The sequence below is a fragment of the Amycolatopsis sp. N2S4-7 genome (genome assembly GCF_058119595.1).
This window is the reverse complement of sequence record NZ_CP172299.1, coordinates 5,334,372-5,355,372: the sequence shown is the minus strand read 5'-3', so window position 1 is coordinate 5,355,372 and position 21,001 is coordinate 5,334,372. Positions and strand designations below refer to the sequence as shown.

Sequence of the window (21,001 nt, the reverse complement as noted above, 5' to 3'; positions counted from 1 at the left end):
GCCGTTCAACGCAGATCCGGTACCGGCCATCTAGGACAGCCCTTTTCGAGGCGCGCCTTGCCGCCTGCATGGTGCACGATCGTCTGCAAATGCGTACGACAGATCGATCGGCACGACGCGTGACCCCAGCCGCTGCGCGGGTTACCCGTGTTGCGGGAGGAGGTGCGGCGTGACGGTGTTGGACTCACGACCGGACGTTCCAGGCGACCCCCATGGGCGCATCATCAACCCCATGGAGGGGCCCGAGGCGCTCATTTCCGAAGCCGGCGTAAGCATGGCTCCCGTGGAGGACCTTGGTGCGGGCCGCGGCCCGTTCTGGCTCGATGACTGGCTGCGCGCCAACGCGACCGACGTGCTCGCCTGGCGGCGGCACATCCACGCGCACCCGGAGCTGTCGCGGCACGAGTTCGCGACCACGGAACTGGTCGTCACGCTGCTGCGCGCGGTCGGGCTCAAGCCGTGGGTGCTGCCCGGCGGCACCGGCGTCGTCTGCGACATCGGCAGCGGCGAGCGGTGCGTCGCGCTGCGCGCGGACATGGACGCGCTGCCGCTCACCGAGGCGACCGGGCTGCCGTACGCGTCGACCGTCGAGGGCGCGGCCCACATGTGCGGCCACGACGCCCACACGGCGATCCTGCTCGGCGCGGCCCGTGCCCTGGCCGGCGCGCCGGAGCTGCCCGGCCGCGTGCGGCTGATCTTCCAGCCCGCCGAGGAGGTCATGCCCGGCGGCGCGCTGGACATGATCGCGGCGGGCGCGCTGGACGGCGTCGAGCGGATCTTCGGCCTGCACGTCGACCCGCGGCTCGAGGTCGGTTCGGTGGGGATGCGGGTGGGCGCGCTGACGTCCGCGGCGGACCTGATCGAGCTGCGCCTCACCTCGCCCGGCGGCCACACGTCCCGCCCCCACCTGACGGCCGACCTGGTCCACGCCCTGGGCACGGTGATCACCGGGCTGCCGGCGCTGCTTTCCCGCCGGGTCGACCCGCGGTCCGGCACGGTGCTGGTGTGGGGCGCGGTCCACGCGGGCCAGGCGGCCAACGCGGTCCCCCAGGACGGCGTCCTGCGCGGCACGCTCCGCACGGCGGACCACGAGGTCTGGACGGCCCTGGAGCCCCTGGTGGCGTCCTCGGTGGAGTCCCTGCTGGCCCCGACGGGGGTCGGCTTCTCGCTGGACTACCGCCGCGGAGTCCCCCCGGTGGTCTCGGACGCGGAGTCGACGGCCCTGATGCGCGCGGGCGTCGATGCAGCCCTCGGCGAGGGCGCGGTGGCCTCGACAGAGCAGTCTTCCGGCGGCGAAGACTTCGGCTGGTACCTCGAGCACGTCCAGGGAGCCTTCGCCCGCCTGGGCGTCTGGCCCGGAGCCCCGGACCCCCAGTCGGACATCCACCGCCCGACGTTCGTCCTGGACGAGCGTTCCCTCCTCTGCGGAGTCCGAACCCTGGTCCACACCGCCCTAACCACCCTGGCCTAACCCGTGTCGTCCACCTGAGTACGCGTGTCGTCCATTCACGTACGCGTGTCGTCCCGCCGGGTACGCGTGTCGTCCACCTGGGTACGGGGGCTGTCCACAGGGTTATCCACAGGCTGGTAGTTATCCACAGCTGTTGAATCAGGCTCTTCCGAAGATCACGGGAGAGCCTGATTCTTGGTGTCGTGACCGAGTGGGGAGGACGGCACGGCGCGGCTTCGCGTCGGCGTGCCGTGGAAGTGATGGGGCAGCGCGCGGTGCGCGAAGCGCTGGCGAGTGGTCTGCTCACGCAGCCATGGCGAGGCGTTGTCATGCGCGCGAGCGATGCGCTCGCATTGAAGACGCGCGCGGAGGCGGCGCTGCTGGCGGTGGCCCAGCCTGTCGTGTTGTCCGGGCAGACTTCCCTTGCCTTGCACGGGATTTCGGCAGCCGAGAGCGCAAGTATCCACGTCACGGTGCCCTATGAACGCAGGATCAAGTCGAAGCCCGGGCTCATCGTGCACCAGGGTTATTACCGGCCGACGGACGTGATCGAACTCGATGGGCTGCCCACGCTCCCCATCGACCTCGCGATGGCCGACTTCCTTTGCGACGGCGACCGCCGGACGGCCTTCGCTGCCCTGGACGAGTGCCTCCGAGAGCTGCCACCCGATCACGACCGAAAGCTCCGCGAGAACATTCGCGACCGTCTTGACGACCGCCGGGATCGCCGAGGTATCCACAGGGCGCTGACGCTCCTCGAACTCGCCACCGGCAAGGCTGAGTCGCCACCGGAGAGCATCTTGAGACTGGTCGTTGTCGAGGCGGGCTTCCCGGTGCCGGAGCCCCAGTACGAACTATTTGCGGTCGATGGCCGGCTTCTCTATCGACTCGATATGGCGTGGCCATCCCGGCGGATAGCGCTGGAGTACGACGGCTATGCCGCACACGAGGACCGGAGGGACTACGACGCCGAGAGAGACGCGCGCATGTCGGCACGCGGCTGGATCACGGTCCGCGCCGTGGCGGCGGACCTCCGGGACCCGAGTCGGTTGCTGAAGGACCTCGGCGAGGCTTTCCGGCTGCGCGCCGCGTAGACCGCCGTACTTGACGGGACGACACGCGTACCTAGGCGGACGACACGCGTACTCAGGCGGACGACACTCGTCAGCCGGTGATGCCGGTGCAGGGGCGGGTTCTGAGGTCGTCGACGTAGTCCGCTGGCGCACCAGCAGCCTCAGCGGCATCCGCCAGCACCCCCAGGTACCGCGCTGAAGGCAACCCGCCCTCGTAGGCGTCCAGGACGTACAGCCAGGCCAGCACCGAGCCGTCCATGGTCTGGACGCGTAGCCGGATCTTGTTGTGGATGCCCAGCTCGCCACCCTCCCAACGGTCCAGGCCGGTCTCGTCCAGCGGGGTCACGTCGTAGAGGACGACGAAGACCCGCGACCCGGGGTCCTCGACGATCGTGGCCAGGGCACCTTCCCAGCCGAGGTCCTCGCCGCCGAAGGTCAGGCGCCACCCCTCCAGCCAGCCGGTGCCGGCCATCGGAGAGTGCGGCGCGCGCTCCAGCATCTGGGCGGGCTCCATGTTCGATCCGTACGCGGCATACAACGGCACGCCGACAGCGTAGCGACACCTTGCTCACCCGAGTGGACGCACTCGCCGTGTTCGCCCACTTCAGTGTCCGGTCACCTTCGCCGCGTACGGTGAGACCACCGCACGAACAGGCAGAGGAGGACCCAGGTGACCAGGATCGTGATCATGGGCGGGGGCCCGGCCGGCTACGAAGCCGCGCTCGTCGCGGCCCAGCACGGCGCCGACGTCACGATCGTCGAGCGGGACGGCCTCGGCGGCGCCTGCGTCCTCTACGACTGCGTCCCGTCGAAGACGTTCATCGCGAGCTCGGGTGCCCTGGCGAAGATGCACGACCTGGGTGAGCTCGGCATCAACACCGACATGGCCGACACGCGCGTCGACCTCCCGACCGTCCACGGCCGGGTGAAGGGCCTCGCGCTCGCCCAGTCCGCCGACATCCGCGCCCGCGTCCAGCGCGAAGGCGTCCGCGTCGTGATCGGCCAGGCCCGTTTCTGCGACGAAGAGCCCGGCCTCGCCACCCACAAGGTCGCCGTGACGACGCAGGACGGCGAGACCGAGAAGTTCCCCGCCGACGTCGTCCTGATCGCCACCGGCGCCACCCCGCGCGTCCTGCCCGGCGCGGTGCCGGACGGCGAGCGCATCCTCGACTGGCGCCAGCTCTACGAGCTCCAGGAGCTGCCCGAGCACCTCGCCGTGATCGGCTCGGGTGTCACCGGCGCCGAGTTCGCGTCCGCCTACACCGAGATGGGCGTCAAGGTCACCGTCGTCTCCAGCCGTGACCGCGTGCTGCCCCACGAGGACGCCGACGCCGCCGCGGTGCTCGAGGAGGTCTTTTCGCAGCGCGGTACGACCGTCGCGAAGCAGGCGCGCGCCGACCGCGTCGAGCGCACCGAAAAAGGCGTCGAGATCTTCCTCGCCGACGGCCGCGTGATCGAAGCCAGCCACGCCCTGATGACCGTCGGGTCGGTCCCGAACACCAAGGACATCGGCCTCGACAAGGTCGGCATCTCGCCCGGCCCCGGCGGGTTCATCACCGTCGACCGCGTTTCGCGCACCTCCGTTCCCGGGATCTACGCCGCCGGCGACTGCACCGGCGTGCTCATGCTGGCCTCGGTGGCGAGCATGCAGGGCCGCATCGCGATGTGGCACGCGCTGGGCGAGGGCGTCGCGCCGATCAAGCTCAAGACCGTCGCCGCCAACGTGTTCACCCACCCGGAGATCGCGACCGTCGGCATCAGCCAGCAGGCGATCGACTCCGGCGAGGTGCCCGCGCGCACCATCATGCTGCCCCTGGCCACCAACGCGCGCGCGAAGATGGAGGGCCTCCGCCGAGGCTTCGTGAAGCTGTTCTGCCGCCCCGCCACCGGCGTGGTCGTCGGTGGAGTCGTCGTGGCGCCGCAGGCGAGCGAGCTCATCCTTCCCATCGCGCTCGCCGTCCAGAACCAGCTCACAGTGGACCACCTGGCACTGACATTTTCGGTCTACCCGTCGCTGTCGGGCTCGATCACCGAGGCCGGGCGCCAGCTCATGCGCCACGACGATCTCGACTGACCCGGCACGCAACCAGGGCGCACCCCGTCGCGTCTTGTCGGTGGTAAGGCTGAAGGACGCGAAGGGTGCGAACGTGCGCAAGACGGTGGTTTTCGTTGCGGCAGCGGTGATCGGGGCGACGGCGCTGGCGGGGCCGGCGATGGCGCAGAGCACCAGCCCGGCGCCGGCGCAGAAGGCTCCCGCCGGCAGCGTCCAGCTCAACGTCAACACCGCGATCAACCAGTCGCTCGTGGACAAGTACGTCCGCGACGCGCCGAACGTCGCGCTGGCGAAGTGCGAAGGCGCTTCGCCGACGTTCGCCTCGCCAGTGCTGACCTTCTCCAACTACACCCCGGGCCCCTTCATGGGCACCGACGCGAACATCAGCGCCGACGCGGCGCTCAAGCCCGGCACCGCGGCGGGGACGTACCCGCTGACCGTGGCCTGCGGCGGCAACACCTACAGCACGCAGTTCACCGTGCCCGCCGCCCAGGTCGCGAAGGTGCCGTCGGGCGCCGCGAAGGCGGGCGACGGCAGCATGGCCGGCTGAACGAACTCCCGAAGAAACCACTCCGGAACCATTCCGGGGTGGTTTTTTCTTTTCTCCATTCGCGCAACCCGGTCGGGTGCCGGACGTCTTCCTGAGTACAAGCAAGCGGGAAACGCCGAGGCAGGGGGACTGCGACCGGTGTCCGCGAGCCGACCAGGGGAATTGTTTCCACGCTGTCCAAAGGGGAGAACAATGCGCAGGACTTTCGTGATCGCCGGTGTTTCGACGGGGCTGCTGCTCGGCGCTCCGGCGGCCTTCGCCGCCACGACGCCGACGGCGTCGCCCACGCCGTCCACCACGGCGGAGCAGCCGCCCGGCCACGCGGGGAACCCGAAGGCCTACCTGCGCGTCCTGCCGACGGCCGCCCGCTCCGGCGCGAAGGTCGAGATCCGCCTCGGCTGCGAAGCTTCCGCCACCCAGGGGCTGACCTCGCCCGTCCTCACCATCGGTGCGCTGCGCCGCGTCGGCCCGCAGGACGACCCGGCGAAGGCACCCGCCGCGGCCGCGTCGGCGGTCGTGAAGCAGGCCAAGCCGGGTACGTACCCGGTGTCCTTCTTCTGCGGCGGCGCCAAACTGACCGCGAAGTTCACCGTGCTGGGTGACTCGAAGCAGGTCGCGAAGGTACCTTCGGGGGCGCCGCAGACCGGCAGCACGGACGCGCCGGCCGACGGCGGTCCCCTGGCCGCCGCGGCAGCCATGGGCGTGCTGGCCCTCGGCGGCAGCGGTCTCGTGCTGGCCGGCCGGGCCCGCCGGCGCTGATCGCGACGGTTTCGTGACCCGGCCGGCCAAACCGGCGGGGTCACCCGGGCGTGTGACCGGTACGAGCGAGGGGGAGAGCATGACCGCGAAGATCACCGGCAGACGGGGCGTTCTGATCGCCCTGGTCGTGGCGCTGCTGGCCGCGCTGACGGTGCTGGCCCTGACGCTCGGCGGCGGGAACGGCGGGAGTGCCGCGGACACCGCGCAACCGCCGCCCGCCCCGCCGGTCGCGGTGGACCCGGAACCCCGGGGTGAGGTCCAGGACGCGGTGGCCGCGCTGCCGAAGTCCGAGCCGGTTTCCCTGGACATCCCGAAGATCGGTGCGCACTCGTCGCTGGTCCCGCTGGGACTCAACCCGGACAACACCATCCAGGTGCCGTCGGTGACCACGCCGCTGCAGGCGGGCTGGTACACCTACGCGCCGACGCCGGGCGAGGTCGGCCCGGCCGTCGTCCTCGGGCACGTCGACGGCAACCACCAGAAGGGCATCTTCTTCCGCCTCAAGGAGCTGGCCGCCGGCGACCGCGTCTCGATCGCGCGCAAGGACGGCACGACGGCGTCCTTCGAGGTGACGAAGGTGCACCAGGTGCCGAAGAAGGACTTCGAGGCCGAGGGCGTCTACGACGACACGGCCGGTCCCGAGCTGCGGCTGATCACGTGCGGCGGGGTCTTCGACCGGAGCGCGCACAACTACGTCGACAACATCGTCGTCTACGCCCGCCTCGTCCAGGGCTGACGCCGTTCACCGACCGTCCACGGCCGTGCCGCGTCCGTGGTGGGGAGTCCTTCGGCCCTGTTTTTGTCGGTGCCCGGTGCCACACTGTGTCGGCCGTCACCCGAGGCGGCGCGGACGAGGGTTGGGAGACGAAATGTTGTTCCGGGACGAGCGGTGGCCCGACGGCACACCCAGCTGGGTGGACCTGATGGTGCCCGACCAGGCGAAAGCGGTGGCCTTCTACAGCGGCCTGTTCGGCTGGGACGTGCAGACGGGCGGCGAGGAGACCGGCTTCTACGGCATGGCGATGCTGCAGGGCCGACCCGTCGCCGGGATCGGCCAGACCCCACCGGGCCAGGAGATGCCCGCGGTGTGGACGACGTACCTGTCGGTGTCCGATGTGGACAAGACAGCCGCGGCGATCACCGAGGCCGGCGGGCAGATCATCATGCCCGTGATGGAAGTGATGAAGGAGGGCCGGATGGCCGTCGCGGCCGACCCGGCGGGCGCGGTCTTCGGCCTCTGGGAGGACGGCAACCACATCGGCACGCAGGTCACGGCCGCACCGGGCACGCTGGCCTGGAACGAGTGCATGAGCCGTGACTACCCGGCGGCGAAGGCGTTCTACGAGCAGGTCTTCGGCTACGGCTTCCAGGACCTGTCCAACGACGACTTCACGTACGCGGTGCTGCTGCTCGACGGCCGCCCGGTGGGCGGGCTCGGCGCGCTGCCCGCTTCGGTGCCGGCGGAGGTGCCGTCGAACTGGTCCACCTACTTCTCGGTGGCGGACGCCGACGCGAGCGCGGCCAAGGTGGCCGAGCTCGGCGGCCGGGCGCTGGACCAGCCGTTCGACTCACCGTACGGGCGGCAGGTCCGGGTCGTGGACGACCAAGGCGTGCCGTTCCTGGTCATCGCGCCCAACGAGCAGTCCGGCAAGCCGGAGGGCTGGGACGCCTGACCGGGCGGCGCCGGGTGGCTGGAGAGCGGCGGCGTCCCTGGTGAGTGGCTGACCGGAGGTGCCGCGTGGTGGCACCCCCGGCCCTCGCCGGTCAGTCCTCGTCGGCGACCCAGTCGAACGTCTTGGTGACAGCCTTCTTCCAGTTGCGGTACTCACGCGCGCGGCGGGTCTCGTCCATGGCCGGGTCCCACTGCTTGTCCTGGGCCCAGTTGGTGCGGATGTCGTCCTCGGACTTCCAGAACCCGACGGCCAGGCCGGCGGCGTACGCGGCGCCCAGCGCGGTGGTCTCGTTGACCACCGGGCGGATCACCGGCACGCCGAGGATGTCGGCCTGGAACTGCATGAGCAGCTCGTTGACCACCATGCCGCCGTCCACCTTGAGCGACTTCAGCGGGACGCCGGAGTCGGCGTTCATCGCGTCGATGACCTCGCGCGACTGGAAGGCGGTCGCCTCCAGCACCGCGCGGGCCAGGTGGCCCTTGTTGACGAACCGGGTGAGCCCGACGATCGCGCCGCGAGCGTCGGATCGCCAGTAAGGAGCGAACAGACCCGAGAACGCCGGGACGAAGTACGCGCCGCCGTTGTCCTCGACGCTGCGCGCGTGTTCCTCGATCTCGGCCGCGGTCGTGATCATGCCGAGGTTGTCGCGCAGCCACTGCACCAGCGAACCGGTGACGGCGATGGAGCCTTCCAGCGCGTAGACCGTGTCGTTCGAGCCGATCTTGTAGCAGACCGTGGTGAGCAGCCCGTTCTGCGACATCACCTTCTCGGTGCCGGTGTTGAGCAGCATGAAGTTGCCGGTGCCGTAGGTGTTCTTGGCCTCGCCGGGCGAAAGGCAGGCCTGGCCGAACGTCGCGGCCTGCTGGTCGCCCAGGATGCCCGCGATCGGCACGCCGGCCAGCGCGCCCTTCTCGCGGACCTTGCCGTACTCCTCGGACGAGGAGCGGATCTCCGGCAGCATGGACAGTGGGATCGTCATTTCGGCGGCGATCTCGGGGTCCCACTGCAGCGTGTCGAGGTCCATCAGCATGGTGCGGGAGGCGTTGGTCGGGTCGGTGACGTGCACGCCGCCGTCGGCCCCGCCGGTCATGTTCCACAGCACCCAGGTGTCCATGTTGCCGAAGATCAGGTCGCCGGCTTCGGCCTTCTCGCGAGCGCCTTCGACGTTGTCCAGGATCCACTTGATCTTGGGGCCGGAGAAGTAGGTCGCGAGCGGGAGGCCGACCTTCTCGCGGTAGCGCTCCTGGCCGCCGCCGAGGTTGCCGAGATCGGTGACGATCTTGTCGGTGCGGGTGTCCTGCCAGACGATCGCGTTGTACACCGGCTTGCCGGTCGTCTTGTCCCAGACGAGCGCGGTCTCGCGCTGGTTGGTGATGCCGACGGCGACGATGTCGCGGGCGTGCAGGTCGGCCTTGGCGAGCGCGCCCGCGGCGACCTGGCGCGTGTTCTCCCAGATCTCCTCGGCGTTGTGCTCGACCCAGCCGGCGCGGGGGAAGATCTGCTCGTGCTCGCGCTGGTCGACGGCGACCACGCGGCCCTCGTGGTTGAAGATCATGCACCGGGTCGACGTGGTGCCCTGGTCGATCGCGGCTACGTACGAAGTCATGTGTGCTCCAGGAATTCGGTCGGTCGGGCGATCAGGTCAGGTTGTGGACGAGGAGGTAGACCAGCGCGGCGAGGGCGCCGCCGACGAGCGGGCCGACGACGGGGATCCAGGAGTACCCCCAGTTGGCGTTCGCCTTGTTCTTGATCGGCAGGAGGAACGCGTACGCGATGCGCGGGCCGAGGTCGCGGGCCGGGTTGATGGCGTAGCCCGTCGGCCCGCCGAGCGAGGTGCCGATCACCAGCACCACGAACGAGACACCCGCGTACCCGAGCGCGGAGTTGCCGAAGTTCGGGGTGCCGCCGTCACCGGCGGCGAAGGTCGGGCTGAGGAGGATCCACACGACCAGCACGAAGGTGCCGATGATCTCGGTGACGAGGTTCCACGCGGTGTTCGGGATCTGCGGCGCGGTGGAGAAGATGCCGAGCGTGTTCTCCGGCTCGGGGTGGTCGTCGAACTGCAGTTTGTACGAGGCCCAGCAGAGGACGGCGCCGATGATCGCGCCCGCGAACTGGCCGATGAAGTAGAACGGCACGTCGGCCCACGGGGTCTTGTCGGCGATGGCGAGCCCCAGGGTCACCGCCGGGTTGAGGTGGGCGCCGCTGGGTGCGGCGATGCTGGCGCCGGTGAACACCGCGAACGCCCAGCCGAAGTTGATGAACAGAAATCCCGCGTTGTGACCGTTGTTCTTGCGCAGCACGTGGTTGGCCACCACGCCGTTGCCGAGCAGGATCAGCGCCGCCGTTCCCAGTAGTTCCCAGACGATTATTGCCCCAGCACTCACCGCTGCACCTCCACACTGGACACTCTGCGCAGGGTCGTTCACGGCGTGCCACGGCACCGTTGCCGACCCACGTCCGGGCGACGTTACCGGGGTGGCGAAGATCATTCCAAGCACCGGGTAGCGGAATCTTTCCAAGATCGCGGAGGGTTACGCCACAAGTGTCATCCGTGGACGGGCGGATGATCACCAGGTCGTGCGATGCTGGAACCCTCGCCAGCACGAGGAGGATGTCACGTGGCGCAGCACGCAGCGGAGACGAACCCGGCTCGACTCGGCCCGGCCAGGCGGGAAGAGACCTGGCAACGGCTCGGCAAGGAAACCTTCGACCTCGTCGTCATCGGCGGCGGTGTCGTCGGCGCGGGGACGGCCTTGGACGCCGCGACGCGCGGGCTGCGGGTCGCCCTCGTCGAGGCCCGCGACCTCGCGTCCGGGACGTCGAGCCGATCGAGCAAGCTCTTTCACGGCGGCCTGCGGTACCTGGAACAGCTCGAGTTCGGCCTGGTCCGGGAAGCGCTTCGCGAGCGTGAGCTGATGCTGACGACCATCGCGCCGCACCTGGTGAAACCGGTCAGCTTCCTCTACCCGCTGACGCACCGCGTGTGGGAGCGGCCGTACACCGCGGCGGGCCTGCTGATGTACGATACGATGGGCGGCGCCCGCAGTGTCCCGGGGCAGAAGCACCTGACCCGCGCGGGCGCGCTGCGGATGGTGCCGGCGCTCAAGCGGTCCGCGCTGATCGGCGGGATCCGCTACTACGACGCGCAGTCCGACGACGCCCGCCACACGATGACGGTGGCGCGGACGGCGGCCCACTACGGCGCGGTCGTGCGGACGTCGACCCAGGTCGTCGGGTTCCTGCGCGAGGCCGACCGGGTGTCGGGCGTGCGCGTGCGCGACGTCGAGGACGGGCGCGAAACGGAGATCTCGGCGGCCGCGGTGATCAACTGCACCGGCGTGTGGACCGACGAGCTGCAGCGCCTGTCCGGCGGCCGCGGGCGGTTCCGGGTGCGGGCGAGCAAGGGCGTGCACATCGTCGTCCCGCGCGACCGGATCGTCTCGGAGTCGGGGATGATCCTGCGCACGGAAAAGTCGGTGCTGTTCGTGATCCCGTGGCGCAACCACTGGATCGTCGGGACCACCGACACCGACTGGAACCTCGACCTGGCGCACCCGGCGGCGACGAAGCACGACATCGACTACCTGCTGGAGCACGTCAACAGCGTCTTGGCGACGCCGCTGACGCACGACGACATCGAAGGCGTGTACGCGGGCCTTCGCCCGTTGCTGGCGGGGGAGAGCGAAGAGACGTCGAAGCTGTCGCGCGAGCACGCGGTGGCGCGGGTGGCCCCGGGCCTGGTCGCGATCGCGGGCGGCAAGTACACGACGTACCGGGTGATGGCGGCGGACGCCGTCGACGCGGCGGCGGTGGACCTGCCGGGCCGCTCGCAGCCGTCGATCACGGACAAGGTCCCGCTCCTGGGCGCGGACGGTTACCACGCGCTGGTCAACCAGGCGGACCACCTGGCCGCCGAGCACGGCCTGCACCCCTACCGGGTGAGGCACCTGCTGGACCGCTACGGCTCGCTGGTCCACGAGGTCCTGACCTCGGCGAACGGCCGCCCGGAGCTCCTCAAGCCGATCGAGCACGCCCCGGACTACCTGGGCGTCGAGGTGGTGTACGCGGCTTCGCACGAAGGGGCCCTGCACCTGGAGGACGTGCTGGCCCGCCGGACGCGCATCTCGATCGAGTACGCGCACCGCGGAGTCGACTGCGCCGACCAGGTGGCCACCCTGGTGGGCGAAGTCCTCGGCTGGTCACCCGAAACGGTGAAGCGCGAGGTCGAGGTCTACCGAGCCCGGGTCGAGGCGGAGCGCAAGTCCCAGTCCCAGCCCAGCGACGAAGCGGCGGACGCCCTGAGGTCAGCGGCCCCGGAGGCCCGAGCGGGAATTGTGGAGCCGGTGAGCTGAGCACGGCGGGTATCCACAGCCCCGGCGAGTTGTGGACAAAGCCGCCCGCCGGGCGCCTTCAGCACGGGTTTGGTCCGGGGGCGCCGATAGACTGGCCTCGGGGCCGCCCCCTGGGAAGGCGGTTTCTAGGGGTGGTTGCAACACCTGAGTGTTCAGGAGTTGCGTATGTCCAGGCCGGATCGAGACCGTGCCATGGGTGACCCGCGAGACGGTGGAGAGCCACCGCTCGAGCGGTCGCGGCAGCGGCCGAGGCTGTGGCTGCGGTGTCGTCGCGGTTTCTCAGCCTGGACTCGGCGGCGGCGGGCTCTGCCCGGCTCAGGAAGTTCGGTGCCAGCGGATCAGCCGCTCCCCGGTTGGGGCTCGGTCGGCCTCGGGGCCGATCAACGTGAAGCCGCAGCGCTGGGCCACGATCGCCGATGCGGTGTTGCTCTCCTCGTAGCGGTAGCTCACCTCGGTCAGGCCCAAGCCGCCGAAGCCGAAGCGGAGGGCTGCGTTCAGCGCCGTTGTGGCGATGCCCTTGCCTCGCTCGGCCGGGTGGACCCAGATCGTCGCCTCGGCGTAGGCGGAGGACAGGTCCAGCTCGCGCAGCCCCACCTCGCCCAGCAGCCTGCCTGACGTCGGCTCCGCGATCGCCCAGGAACAGCGCTCGTCGCCCGCCCACTGGGCCGCTCGCAGTGCCACGTACTCCGTGGCCTCGTCCAGGGTGCGCAAGCGGTAGTTCAGCACGTACTTGCGGTGCGTCGGGTCGGCGAACGCCTCCATCAGGAGCGGGCGGTCGTCGATGTGCCGGTCGGCGCGCAGCTGGCGCAGGTAGTACGTGCCCGCGTTGATCTCCACCGGTTCCACTCCACCCAGCCTAGCCGGGCTGCGAAAGGGCCGGGACCTGGGCGTTGACTGCTCAGCGCCGGCGGCGGAGCCCCGCGAGCATCGCGACCACCAGGGGCAGCGCGACCGAGATGATCAGCAGCCGGCCGCGGGAGAGGATCAGCACCACGATCGCCAGCACGATCGCGATCGGGACCGCGCTCGCGGTCAGGAACCGCGTCAGCTGGTTTTCGCCGGACATCACCGGCACCTGCGGCGCCGAAGCCCCGTTGAGCAGGGCGCTCGGGCGGGGGGACGGCAGGTCGTCGAACAGCGGCACGAGCTCGCTGACCCGCTTGGCCGCGGTGACCTTCGCGGAGCGGGCGCCGTACTCGTCGATGTCGAGCCGTCCGCTGCGGACGTGCTCTTCGAGGACGTCCAGGGCGTCCTGGCGTTCGGAGTCGCTCAACCGCATGTCGCCCACGGCGGGATCAGCGGCCCAGCTCGCGCCGGTAGGAGTCACGCAGCTCGCGCCGGCGCCGGCGGTCGTGCCGATGCCGGTCGTGGCGGTCGTGACGGTGGTGGTCGTGGCCCCACATCGACCGGCCGAAGACGGCCAGCCCGATCGGGACGAGGATGAGCGCCCCGTGGACGACGCCCGTGGCGATGAGCGCGATGGTGACGAGGAAGGCCAGCGGCACGAACGCCGTGATGAACCGCTGCGCCGGCGACCACTGGGCCGGCGAGCCGGACCGCTGCGGCACCGGCTCGGCTTCCGCGGACGGCTGCGGAGCCGCGACGGCCTGGGGGGCGTCGTCGTACCCGGGGTGCGGCGCCGGCAGGTCCGCGAAGATTTCGACGAGCTCGCCGCGCGTCTTGGCCGCGGTGATCCGCGCCGAGCGCTCGCCGTACTCGTCGATGTCGATCCGCCCCGCGGTCATGTGCTCACCGAGCGCGGACAGCGCGGATTCGCGGTTCTGGTCGCTGATCCGCAGCTGCGGAGACGGGACTTCGGTCACGTAGTCGATGGTAGGCCGCCTCGGGGGCGGCCCACCACGACATCTGTAACGAACTGTCCTACTTGATCTCGAGAAGCTGCGTGCCCTGCGTCACGGCGGCGCCCACCTCGACCGAAAGGCCGGTGACGGTGCCCGCTTTGTGCGCGGTGACCGGGTTCTCCATCTTCATCGCCTCGAGGACGACGATCAGCTCACCGGCTTCGACCGTCTGGCCCTCTTCGACGGCGACCTTCACGATGGTCCCCTGCATCGGCGCCGTGACGGCGTCGCCGCTCACCGCGGCCTTGCCGCCGCCGGCGCGCTTGCGCGGCTTCGCCTTGACGGCGGTGCCGCCCCCACCGCCGCCGCCTTCGAGCGCGAACCCGCCCGGCAGCGACACTTCGAGACGCCGTCCGCCGACCTCGACCACGACGTTCTGCCGCGGCTCCTCCTCGGCGGCCTCGACGTCCGGCGCCACGAACGGCTCGATCTTGTTGTCGAATTCCGTCTCGATCCAGCGCGTGTGCACGCTGAAGCCGTTCTCGTCGCCGATGAAGGCCGGATCGTTGACGATCACGCGGTCGAACGGCAGCACCGTCGCCATGCCCTCGACGACCATCTCGTCGAGCGCGCGGCGGCTGCGCTCCAGGGCGTTGTTCCGGTCCGACCCGGTGACGATCAGCTTCGCCAGCATCGAGTCGAACTGGCCGCCGATGACGCTGCCGGACTCGACGCCGGAGTCGACGCGCACGCCCGGCCCGCTCGGCGCGACGAACTTCGTCACCGTGCCCGGCGCGGGCAGGAAGCCGCGGCCGGCGTCCTCGCCGTTGATGCGGAACTCGATCGAGTGCCCGCGGGGTTCGGGATCGGAGGTGATCCGCAGCTTTTCGCCGCGCGCGATGCGGAACATCTCGCGGACGAGGTCCAGACCGGTGGTTTCCTCGGAAACCGGGTGCTCGACCTGCAGGCGGGTGTTGACCTCGAGGAAGGAGATGGTGCCGTCGACCGCGACGAGGTATTCGACCGTGCCGGCGCCGTAGTACCCGGCTTCCTTGCAGATCGCCTTCGCGGACTCGTGGATGCGCTTGCGCTGGTCGTCGCTCAGGAACGGCGCGGGCGCCTCTTCGACGAGCTTCTGGTGCCGGCGCTGCAGCGAGCAGTCGCGGGTGCCGACGACGATCGCGTTGCCGTGCATGTCGGCCAGCACCTGCGCCTCGACGTGCCGCGGCTTGTCGAGGTAGCGCTCGACGAAGCACTCGCCGCGGCCGAAGGCGGCGACCGCCTCGCGCGTGGCCGACTCGAACAGCTCGGGGATCTCTTCGCGGGTCCGCGCGACCTTGAGGCCGCGCCCACCGCCGCCGAACGCGGCCTTGATGGCGACCGGCAGGCCGTGCTCGTCGGCGAACGCGACGATCTCGCTCGCGTCCTTCACCGGCTCCTTGGTGCCCGGCACCAGCGGCGCGCCCGCGCGCATGGCGATGTGGCGGGCGGTGACCTTGTCGCCGAGGTCGCGGATGGCCTGCGGGCTCGGCCCGATCCAGGTCAGCCCGGCGTCGAGGACGGCCTGGGCGAAGTCCGCGTTTTCGGAGAGGAAGCCGTAGCCGGGGTGCACCGAGTCGGCGCCCGAACGCTTGGCGGCCTCGAGCAGCTTGTCGAAGTTCAGGTAGCTCTCGGCGGCGGTCGTGCCGCCCAGCGCGAAGGCTTCGTCGGCCAGGCGCACGTGTGGTGCGTCGCGGTCCGGGTCGGCGTACACCGCGACACTGGTGAGCCCAGCGTCCTTGGCGGCTCTGATCACCCGCACCGCGATTTCGCCCCGGTTGGCGACCAGGATCTTGGTCACCGGACCACCCGTGGTTTCGCCGACCTGCTCGGCCACCCCGCACCTCCTGCGTCCCGACAGCTGCATTGCTGACCGCCCACGCGGCATCTCGGAAGTCTACGGATATGACGTCGCGAGTCTCTGGAGTGAGAGCTGAACCACGCTCAGACGTGGTGGCGCAGCTCTTCGGGCAGCGGCGAGTCGAGCACGATGACGTCGTACGGGTTCGCCGCGTGGACCTTCGGCAGGTGCTCGGTGTTCACCAGCACCCACGGCTGGTGCGCGCCGCAGCAGTCGATCAGCCGGTCCAGCGCGGTGAACGCGACCAGCGCGGTGCGGCCGTCCGGCGTGCGGCGCAGCTCGATCGACGCGCCTTCGGTCTCGGCACTGGCCGGGCCGGTCGGCAGGTACAGGGCGGGGGAAGGTTCGGGTTCGTCACCCGGACAACATAGACGGACACGCTCCGCCAACAGCGCCCCCGTCGTCGCACACGGGGCGTGGTCCACCGCCGGGGGATTTCAGCCACACCCCACCGGGGCGCTGCCCACACACAGTCGCGAAGCGGCTTACGCTCTGTCTTATGCGGACTACGGCAGCGCGGACGCCTCGGTCGGCGCTGCTCACCGCGGTGCTGGCCGCGGTGGTGACCTTCGGCGCGATCGGCGCGGTGTTCCTGCTGCGGCCGCGGCCGGAGGTGCCCTCCGGCGCGGCCGAGCCGGCCGCCGCTCCGGTGGCGCCCGTGGTGACGTGCGGTGGCGGCCCGTGCCGCGAGCTCGCGGCGGTGACCGTCGGCGGGACGCCGGTGGTGCTGCTCACCGACGCCGACGGGGGTTCGGCGCGGCTGCGCGTCGGGCCCGAGCCGGGGACGGTGTTCGAGCTGTCGATCGCCCAGCTGGGCGTGCGGCTGGACCAGGACTCGCTGCGCTGCATCGACGGCGCGGCGCCGACGTGCCTCGTCCGCGGCGACGTCGGAGACAACGGCACAGCCGCGTACGGCGAGCTGCTGGTCGCGAGCGGGGGAGTGTGGCGCGACCCGGGCAAGCCGTACTACGCGGACGCCGGGACGCTGTCGCTCTACGACGTCACGGCCGACGGCCGCCCGGACGTGATCGTGGTCCGCCACGACTGCCCGGGCGCGGCGTCCGACACCCCGAAGTGCGAGGCGGCGCCGGTCCTCGGCGAGGTGTACGACCTGGCGGGCGATTCGGTCGGCTGCACGCGGCGGGTGACGTCGCCGTCGGACCTGCGTGGCTGGCCGGACATCCGCCTCACCCGCGCCGACCTGCGCGCCTGCCCGTCCTGAACCGCCGTGAAGGCCACCGATGAGGTGGCCTTCACGGGACTCGCGGGTCAGGCGGGGGCGGGTTCGGTGTGCCGGGCCGCCGAGCCGTCGTCGCTGTGCAGCGGGTTGTCGGTCGGCGAGTTCAGGACTTCGTCGTCGAGGAGGCCTTCGCCGCGCGCCACGATCGTCGGGACCACGATCTGGCCGGCCACGTTCGTCGCCGTCCGCATCATGTCCATGATCGGGTTGACCGAGTAGATCAGCGCCAGGCCGAGCGCCACCTGCTTCGCGTCGAGGCCGATGAACGACGTCGTCAGCGTGAACGCCGTCAGCCAGCCCGTGGTCCCGGCGGTCGCCAGTGCGCCGACCACGGCCACCACGACGATGCCCGCGTACTGCCAGAAGTTCAGCGACACCCCGGCCAGGTTCGCCACGAAGATCGCCGCGATCGCCGGGAACACCGCCGCGCAGCCGTCCATCTTCGTCGCGCTGCCGAGCGGGGTCGCGAAGGCCGCGTACGCCGGCTGGACGCCGAGGTTCACCGCGGACTGGCGGGTCAGCGGCAGGGTCGCGGCCGAGGACTGCGAAGCGAACGCGAACTGGATCGCCGTGCCCGCCTTCGCGAAGAACTTCAGCGGGCTGACCTTCGCCACGAACTGCAGCAGGATCGGGTAGACGACGAACAGCACCAGCAGGCAGCCGACGTACACCGCGAGGGTGGTCGAGAACAGCGGCCGGAACAGCGCGTCGCCGTAGTTGGAGACCGCCGCGCCGATCAGGCCGATGATGCCGATCGGGGCCAGCCGCACGATCCAGCCGAGGTACCGCTGGATGATCTCGAAGACGCTCGTCGTGAAGTCGACGAACGGCTTGGCCTTGTCACCCAGGCTGTACGCGGCGGCGCCGATGACCAGGGCGAGGAACAGGACCTGCAGCGTCTCGCCGTCGGAGAACGCTTTCACGAAGTTCTCCGGCAGCAGCCCGTCGACGAACGCGCTCCACGAGCCCCAGTGGTCGACGCTGGCGGCGGCCTTGTCCGCGTTCTTCGCGGTCGCCGTGACGCCGCCGAGGCCACCGGAGCCGGGGTCGAAGATCCGGCCGACCGCGATGCCGATCAGCGACGCGATGAACGACGTGATCGCGAACCACAGCACGGTCTTGCCGCCGAGGCGCGCGGCGGTGCGGCCGCCACCGAGCCCGCGGAGGCTGTTGATGCCGACCACGATCGCCGTGAAGACCAGCGGGATCACCGCGATCTGCAGCAGCGTGGTGAAGATGGTGCCGATCTGGTCGAGGAGATCGGTCAGCCAGCCGGCCTCGGTCTGCCGTGCGACGACGCCGAGGAGGGCGCCGACGACCAGCGAGCCGAGAACCGCGGCCGCGAACACCCGCGGCTTGGTGTATGTCCGTACAAAAGACACGGGGCGACTCCGGTGCTCGAAAGTTTCCTGTCTTGCCTCGTGAAGAGAACGTTAGGCAAGGGGGCACTCTTCCGGATCACCCGTTCGTGTGGCGCCTTTCTCAGGATGCGGGAGAACGCCAGAGATCCACGACACTCACGCCGACCTCGGCCAGCAGGCGGCGCGTCAGCGGCAGGCTGATGCCGATGACGCTCGTGTGGCCGCCGTCGAGCCCTTCGACGAACCAGCCGCCCAGGCCGTCGATCGTGAACCCGCCGGCCACGTGCAGCGGCTCGCCGCTGGCGACGTAGGCGTCGATCTCCCGTTCGCTCGGCGTGCCGAACCGGACGGTGGTCGACTCCCAGCCGGACGCCTCCTTCGCGCGCGTCCCGCCGTCGAGCCGGACGACCGCGTGTCCGGTGAGGAGTTCACCGGATGTCCCCGCCATCGCGGCCCAGCGGCGCCGCGCGATGTCCGGGTCGCCGGGTTTGCCGACCATCTGCCCGCCGATGTTCAGCATCGAGTCGCAGGCGACGACGACGGCGTCCGGGTGGGCCGCGGCGACCTGCTCGAGGACCGCTTCGGCCTTGGCCGCGGCGAGCGCCATGACCAGCTCCGACGGCGAGGGATCGGTCAGCGCGGCGGCGACGGCGTCTTCGTCGACGCCGGACACGAACACGGCCGGATCGAGGCCCGCGGAGCGCAGGAGGGAGAGGCGGGCGGGGGACTGGGAGGCGAGGACGAACTGCACACCGGGAACGTACCCGCCCGGCCGTCGTGACCGAATTGTGACCGGCGTCACCATGGATACAGAGCTATTTTGTTGTGGCTCGCAACATATGGATCGTCCTCCGGAGGGAACAATGCCGCTCCTCCGCGCCAAGAGATCGCTGCGCGCCACCCAGACCGCCGTCCTGGCCGGTCTCCTCCTCTCGGGTACAGCCCTCGTGCCCGTGGCGTCCGCTTCCGCGACGCCGCTGTACAAGAACCCGCACGCTCCAGTTTCCTCCCGCGTCAAGGACCTCATGGCGCGGATGACCCTCGACGACAAGATCGGGCAGATGACCGAGGCGGAGCGCCAGGCCGCGACGCCCGCCCAGGCCGCCACCGCCCGGCTCGGCTCCGTCCTCTCCGGCGGCGGTTCCACCCCGACGCCGAACACGCCGGCCGGGTGGGCGGACATGATCGACGCCTACCAGAAGGCGGCGACGTCCACCGGCCTCGGCATCCCGATCGTCTACGGTGCCGACACCGTGCACGGCCACAACAACGTCTACGGCGCCACGGTCTTCCCGCACAACATCGGCCTGGGGGCCGCGAACGACCCGCGTCTGGTCGAGAAGATCGGCGCGGTGACCGCTTCGGAAGCCGCCGCCACCGGCGTGAAGTGGGGCTTCGCGCCCTGCCTGTGCGTCGCCCGCGACAACCGCTGGGGCCGCACCTACGAGTCCTTCGGCGAGATCCCCCGCAACGCCGTCGCGAACTCCGTGATCATCGAAGGCATGCAGGGCCGCTCGCTCTCCGGCAAGGCGTCGATCATGGCCACCGCCAAGCACTTCATCGGCGACGGCGGCACCACCGGCGGCGTCGACCAGGGCAACACCCAGATCAGCCTCGACGAGCTGCGGCGCATCCACCTGCCGCCGTTCCGCGCCGCGGTCGACCACGGCGTCGGCTCGGTGATGATCTCCTTCAACAGCTGGAACGGTGTCAAGGACCACGGGAACAAGTTCCTGATCACCGACCTGCTCAAGGGCGAGCTGCACTTCTCCGGCTACGTCATCTCCGACTGGGACGGCATCAACCAGATCGACGGGCAGCCCGGCTTCACCGCGGCCGAGGTCAGCCAGGCCGTCAACGCGGGGATCGACATGGTGATGGTCCCCTACGACTACCAGAAGTTCATCGACACGCTGCGCGCCGAAGTCCTCAACGGACACGTCCCGATGTCGCGCATCGACGACGCCAACCGGCGCATCCTGACGAAGAAGTTCCAGCTCGGCCTGTTCGAGCACCCGTACACCGACCGCTCGCTGCAGAAGGACTTCGGCAGCGCGGCCCACCGCGCCGTGGCGCGGCAGGCGGTGCGCGAGTCGCAGGTGCTGCTGAAGAACTCCCACGACGTCCTGCCGCTGGCGAAGCGGAACAACAAGATCTTCGTGGCCGGGAAGAACGCGAACGACATGGGCAACCAGGCGGGCGGCTGGACGCTCACCTGGCAGGGTCAGAGCGGCGAGCGCGTCATCCCCGGCACGACGATCCTCGACGGCATCCGCGCCGGTGCCGGGAAGGGCACGGAGGTGACCTATGACCGTGAGGGTGACGGAATCGACTCCGGCTATGAGGTCGCGGTCGCCGTGGTGGGCGAAACGCCGTACGCCGAAGGGCAGGGAGACCGGCCGGGCGGACTCGGTCTCGACGCCGAAGACCTCGCCCTCCTCGGCAAGCTGAAGGCTTCGGGCGTGCCGCTGGTCGTCGTGACGGTTTCCGGGCGGCCGCTGGACATCACCGGTCTGCTGCCGTCGATCGACGGGCTGGTGGCGGCGTGGCTGCCGGGGTCGGAAGGCGCGGGCGTCGCGGACGTGCTGTACGGCGACTACAACCCGACCGGGAAGCTGAGTTTCACCTGGCCGAAGAGTTCTTCGCAGGAGCCGATCAACGTCGGTGACGGGCAGCAGGGGCTGTTCCCGTACGGGTACGGCCTGTCCTACCGGCGGCACTAGACCACCGCTCCCGCGGTCCGTGCAGGCCCCCGCTCCGGTACCCGACACCCGGAGCGGGGGCC

At 70.4% G+C, this 21,001-nt stretch carries 20 protein-coding genes; 10 read left to right on the top strand and 10 right to left on the bottom strand.

Going from position 1 to position 21,001, the window contains the following annotated elements; translation table 11 throughout:
- Window positions 1–169 precede the first annotated feature (169 nt).
- Complete coding sequence (locus ACH54P_RS24860) at window positions 170–1,471, top strand: amidohydrolase (RefSeq protein ID WP_489905786.1); 1,302 nt, start codon at window positions 170–172, stop codon at window positions 1,469–1,471.
- Window positions 1,472–1,710: 239 nt separating this feature from the next.
- Entirely contained in the window at window positions 1,711–2,544 is an 834-nt protein-coding gene (locus tag ACH54P_RS24855; protein WP_489916612.1) for a type IV toxin-antitoxin system AbiEi family antitoxin, read from the top strand.
- A 70-nt stretch (window positions 2,545–2,614) separates the two neighbouring features.
- Here ACH54P_RS24855 and ACH54P_RS24850 read toward each other — a convergent pair whose 3' ends face one another.
- Window positions 2,615–3,067, bottom strand: coding sequence for a gamma-glutamylcyclotransferase family protein (locus tag ACH54P_RS24850; protein WP_205660905.1), 453 nt, complete (start codon window positions 3,065–3,067; stop codon window positions 2,615–2,617).
- Between the two features lie 126 nt (window positions 3,068–3,193).
- On the opposite strand from ACH54P_RS24850, the gene ACH54P_RS24845 reads away from it, so the two are divergent.
- The 5 genes from ACH54P_RS24845 (at window position 3,194) to ACH54P_RS24825 (ending at window position 7,558) form a co-directional block, all read left to right on the top strand.
- Entirely contained in the window at window positions 3,194–4,597 is a 1,404-nt protein-coding gene (locus ACH54P_RS24845) for an NAD(P)H-quinone dehydrogenase (protein ID WP_489905785.1), read from the top strand.
- Window positions 4,598–4,670: 73 nt separating this feature from the next.
- Window positions 4,671–5,126, top strand: a complete 456-nt coding sequence (locus tag ACH54P_RS24840; protein WP_489905784.1) for a hypothetical protein — start codon at window positions 4,671–4,673, stop codon at window positions 5,124–5,126.
- 192 nt (window positions 5,127–5,318) lie between these two features.
- Window positions 5,319–5,885: a hypothetical protein gene (locus tag ACH54P_RS24835; RefSeq protein WP_489905783.1), complete on the top strand. Its 567-nt coding sequence runs from the start codon at window positions 5,319–5,321 to the stop codon at window positions 5,883–5,885.
- 79 nt (window positions 5,886–5,964) lie between these two features.
- The gene (locus tag ACH54P_RS24830; protein ID WP_489905782.1) at window positions 5,965–6,621 is read left to right on the top strand and encodes a class F sortase; all 657 of its coding nucleotides are present in this window, start codon (window positions 5,965–5,967) and stop codon (window positions 6,619–6,621) included.
- 133 nt (window positions 6,622–6,754) lie between these two features.
- Window positions 6,755–7,558: a VOC family protein gene (locus ACH54P_RS24825; protein ID WP_489905781.1), complete on the top strand. Its 804-nt coding sequence runs from the start codon at window positions 6,755–6,757 to the stop codon at window positions 7,556–7,558.
- Window positions 7,559–7,649: 91 nt separating this feature from the next.
- Here the strand turns inward: ACH54P_RS24825 and glpK are convergent, their stop codons facing one another.
- A complete protein-coding gene (glpK, locus tag ACH54P_RS24820; protein WP_489905780.1) occupies window positions 7,650–9,164 on the bottom strand; it encodes a glycerol kinase GlpK in 1,515 nt (504 codons plus the stop codon).
- 31 nt (window positions 9,165–9,195) lie between these two features.
- Window positions 9,196–9,945, bottom strand: coding sequence for an MIP/aquaporin family protein (locus ACH54P_RS24815; RefSeq protein ID WP_489905779.1), 750 nt, complete (start codon window positions 9,943–9,945; stop codon window positions 9,196–9,198).
- A 198-nt stretch (window positions 9,946–10,143) separates the two neighbouring features.
- Here ACH54P_RS24815 and ACH54P_RS24810 point away from each other — a divergent pair, with 198 nt between their 5' ends.
- On the top strand, window positions 10,144–11,913 hold the full coding sequence (locus tag ACH54P_RS24810; protein WP_489905778.1) for a glycerol-3-phosphate dehydrogenase/oxidase: 1,770 nt from the start codon (window positions 10,144–10,146) through the stop codon (window positions 11,911–11,913).
- A 315-nt stretch (window positions 11,914–12,228) separates the two neighbouring features.
- On the opposite strand, the gene ACH54P_RS24805 is transcribed toward ACH54P_RS24810, so the two are convergent.
- From ACH54P_RS24805 to ACH54P_RS24785, 5 genes are all read right to left on the bottom strand, one after another.
- Window positions 12,229–12,759 (bottom strand): GNAT family N-acetyltransferase, encoded by a 531-nt coding sequence (locus tag ACH54P_RS24805; protein WP_489905777.1) that lies wholly within the window; start codon window positions 12,757–12,759, stop codon window positions 12,229–12,231.
- A gap of 52 nt (window positions 12,760–12,811) precedes the next feature.
- Entirely contained in the window at window positions 12,812–13,201 is a 390-nt protein-coding gene (locus ACH54P_RS24800; RefSeq protein WP_489905776.1) for a DUF1707 SHOCT-like domain-containing protein, read from the bottom strand.
- A 7-nt stretch (window positions 13,202–13,208) separates the two neighbouring features.
- A complete protein-coding gene (locus ACH54P_RS24795; protein ID WP_489905775.1) occupies window positions 13,209–13,736 on the bottom strand; it encodes a DUF1707 SHOCT-like domain-containing protein in 528 nt (175 codons plus the stop codon).
- Between the two features lie 58 nt (window positions 13,737–13,794).
- The gene (locus ACH54P_RS24790) at window positions 13,795–15,591 is read right to left on the bottom strand and encodes an acetyl/propionyl/methylcrotonyl-CoA carboxylase subunit alpha (RefSeq protein WP_489905774.1); all 1,797 of its coding nucleotides are present in this window, start codon (window positions 15,589–15,591) and stop codon (window positions 13,795–13,797) included.
- 107 nt (window positions 15,592–15,698) lie between these two features.
- On the bottom strand, window positions 15,699–16,004 hold the full coding sequence (locus ACH54P_RS24785; RefSeq protein ID WP_489905773.1) for an SAV_915 family protein: 306 nt from the start codon (window positions 16,002–16,004) through the stop codon (window positions 15,699–15,701).
- 110 nt (window positions 16,005–16,114) lie between these two features.
- Between ACH54P_RS24785 and ACH54P_RS24780 the strand changes: the two genes are divergently transcribed.
- Window positions 16,115–16,837 (top strand): hypothetical protein, encoded by a 723-nt coding sequence (locus tag ACH54P_RS24780; RefSeq protein ID WP_489905772.1) that lies wholly within the window; start codon window positions 16,115–16,117, stop codon window positions 16,835–16,837.
- A gap of 47 nt (window positions 16,838–16,884) precedes the next feature.
- Here ACH54P_RS24780 and ACH54P_RS24775 read toward each other — a convergent pair whose 3' ends face one another.
- Complete coding sequence (locus ACH54P_RS24775) at window positions 16,885–18,237, bottom strand: dicarboxylate/amino acid:cation symporter (RefSeq protein WP_489905771.1); 1,353 nt, start codon at window positions 18,235–18,237, stop codon at window positions 16,885–16,887.
- Between the two features lie 100 nt (window positions 18,238–18,337).
- Window positions 18,338–18,967 (bottom strand): Maf family protein, encoded by a 630-nt coding sequence (locus tag ACH54P_RS24770; RefSeq protein ID WP_489905770.1) that lies wholly within the window; start codon window positions 18,965–18,967, stop codon window positions 18,338–18,340.
- 112 nt (window positions 18,968–19,079) lie between these two features.
- On the opposite strand from ACH54P_RS24770, the gene ACH54P_RS24765 reads away from it, so the two are divergent.
- Window positions 19,080–20,939 carry a glycoside hydrolase family 3 protein gene (locus tag ACH54P_RS24765; protein WP_489905769.1) on the top strand — a complete coding sequence of 620 codons (1,860 nt, stop codon included), beginning with the start codon at window positions 19,080–19,082 and terminating at the stop codon, window positions 20,937–20,939.
- Window positions 20,940–21,001 lie beyond the last annotated feature (62 nt).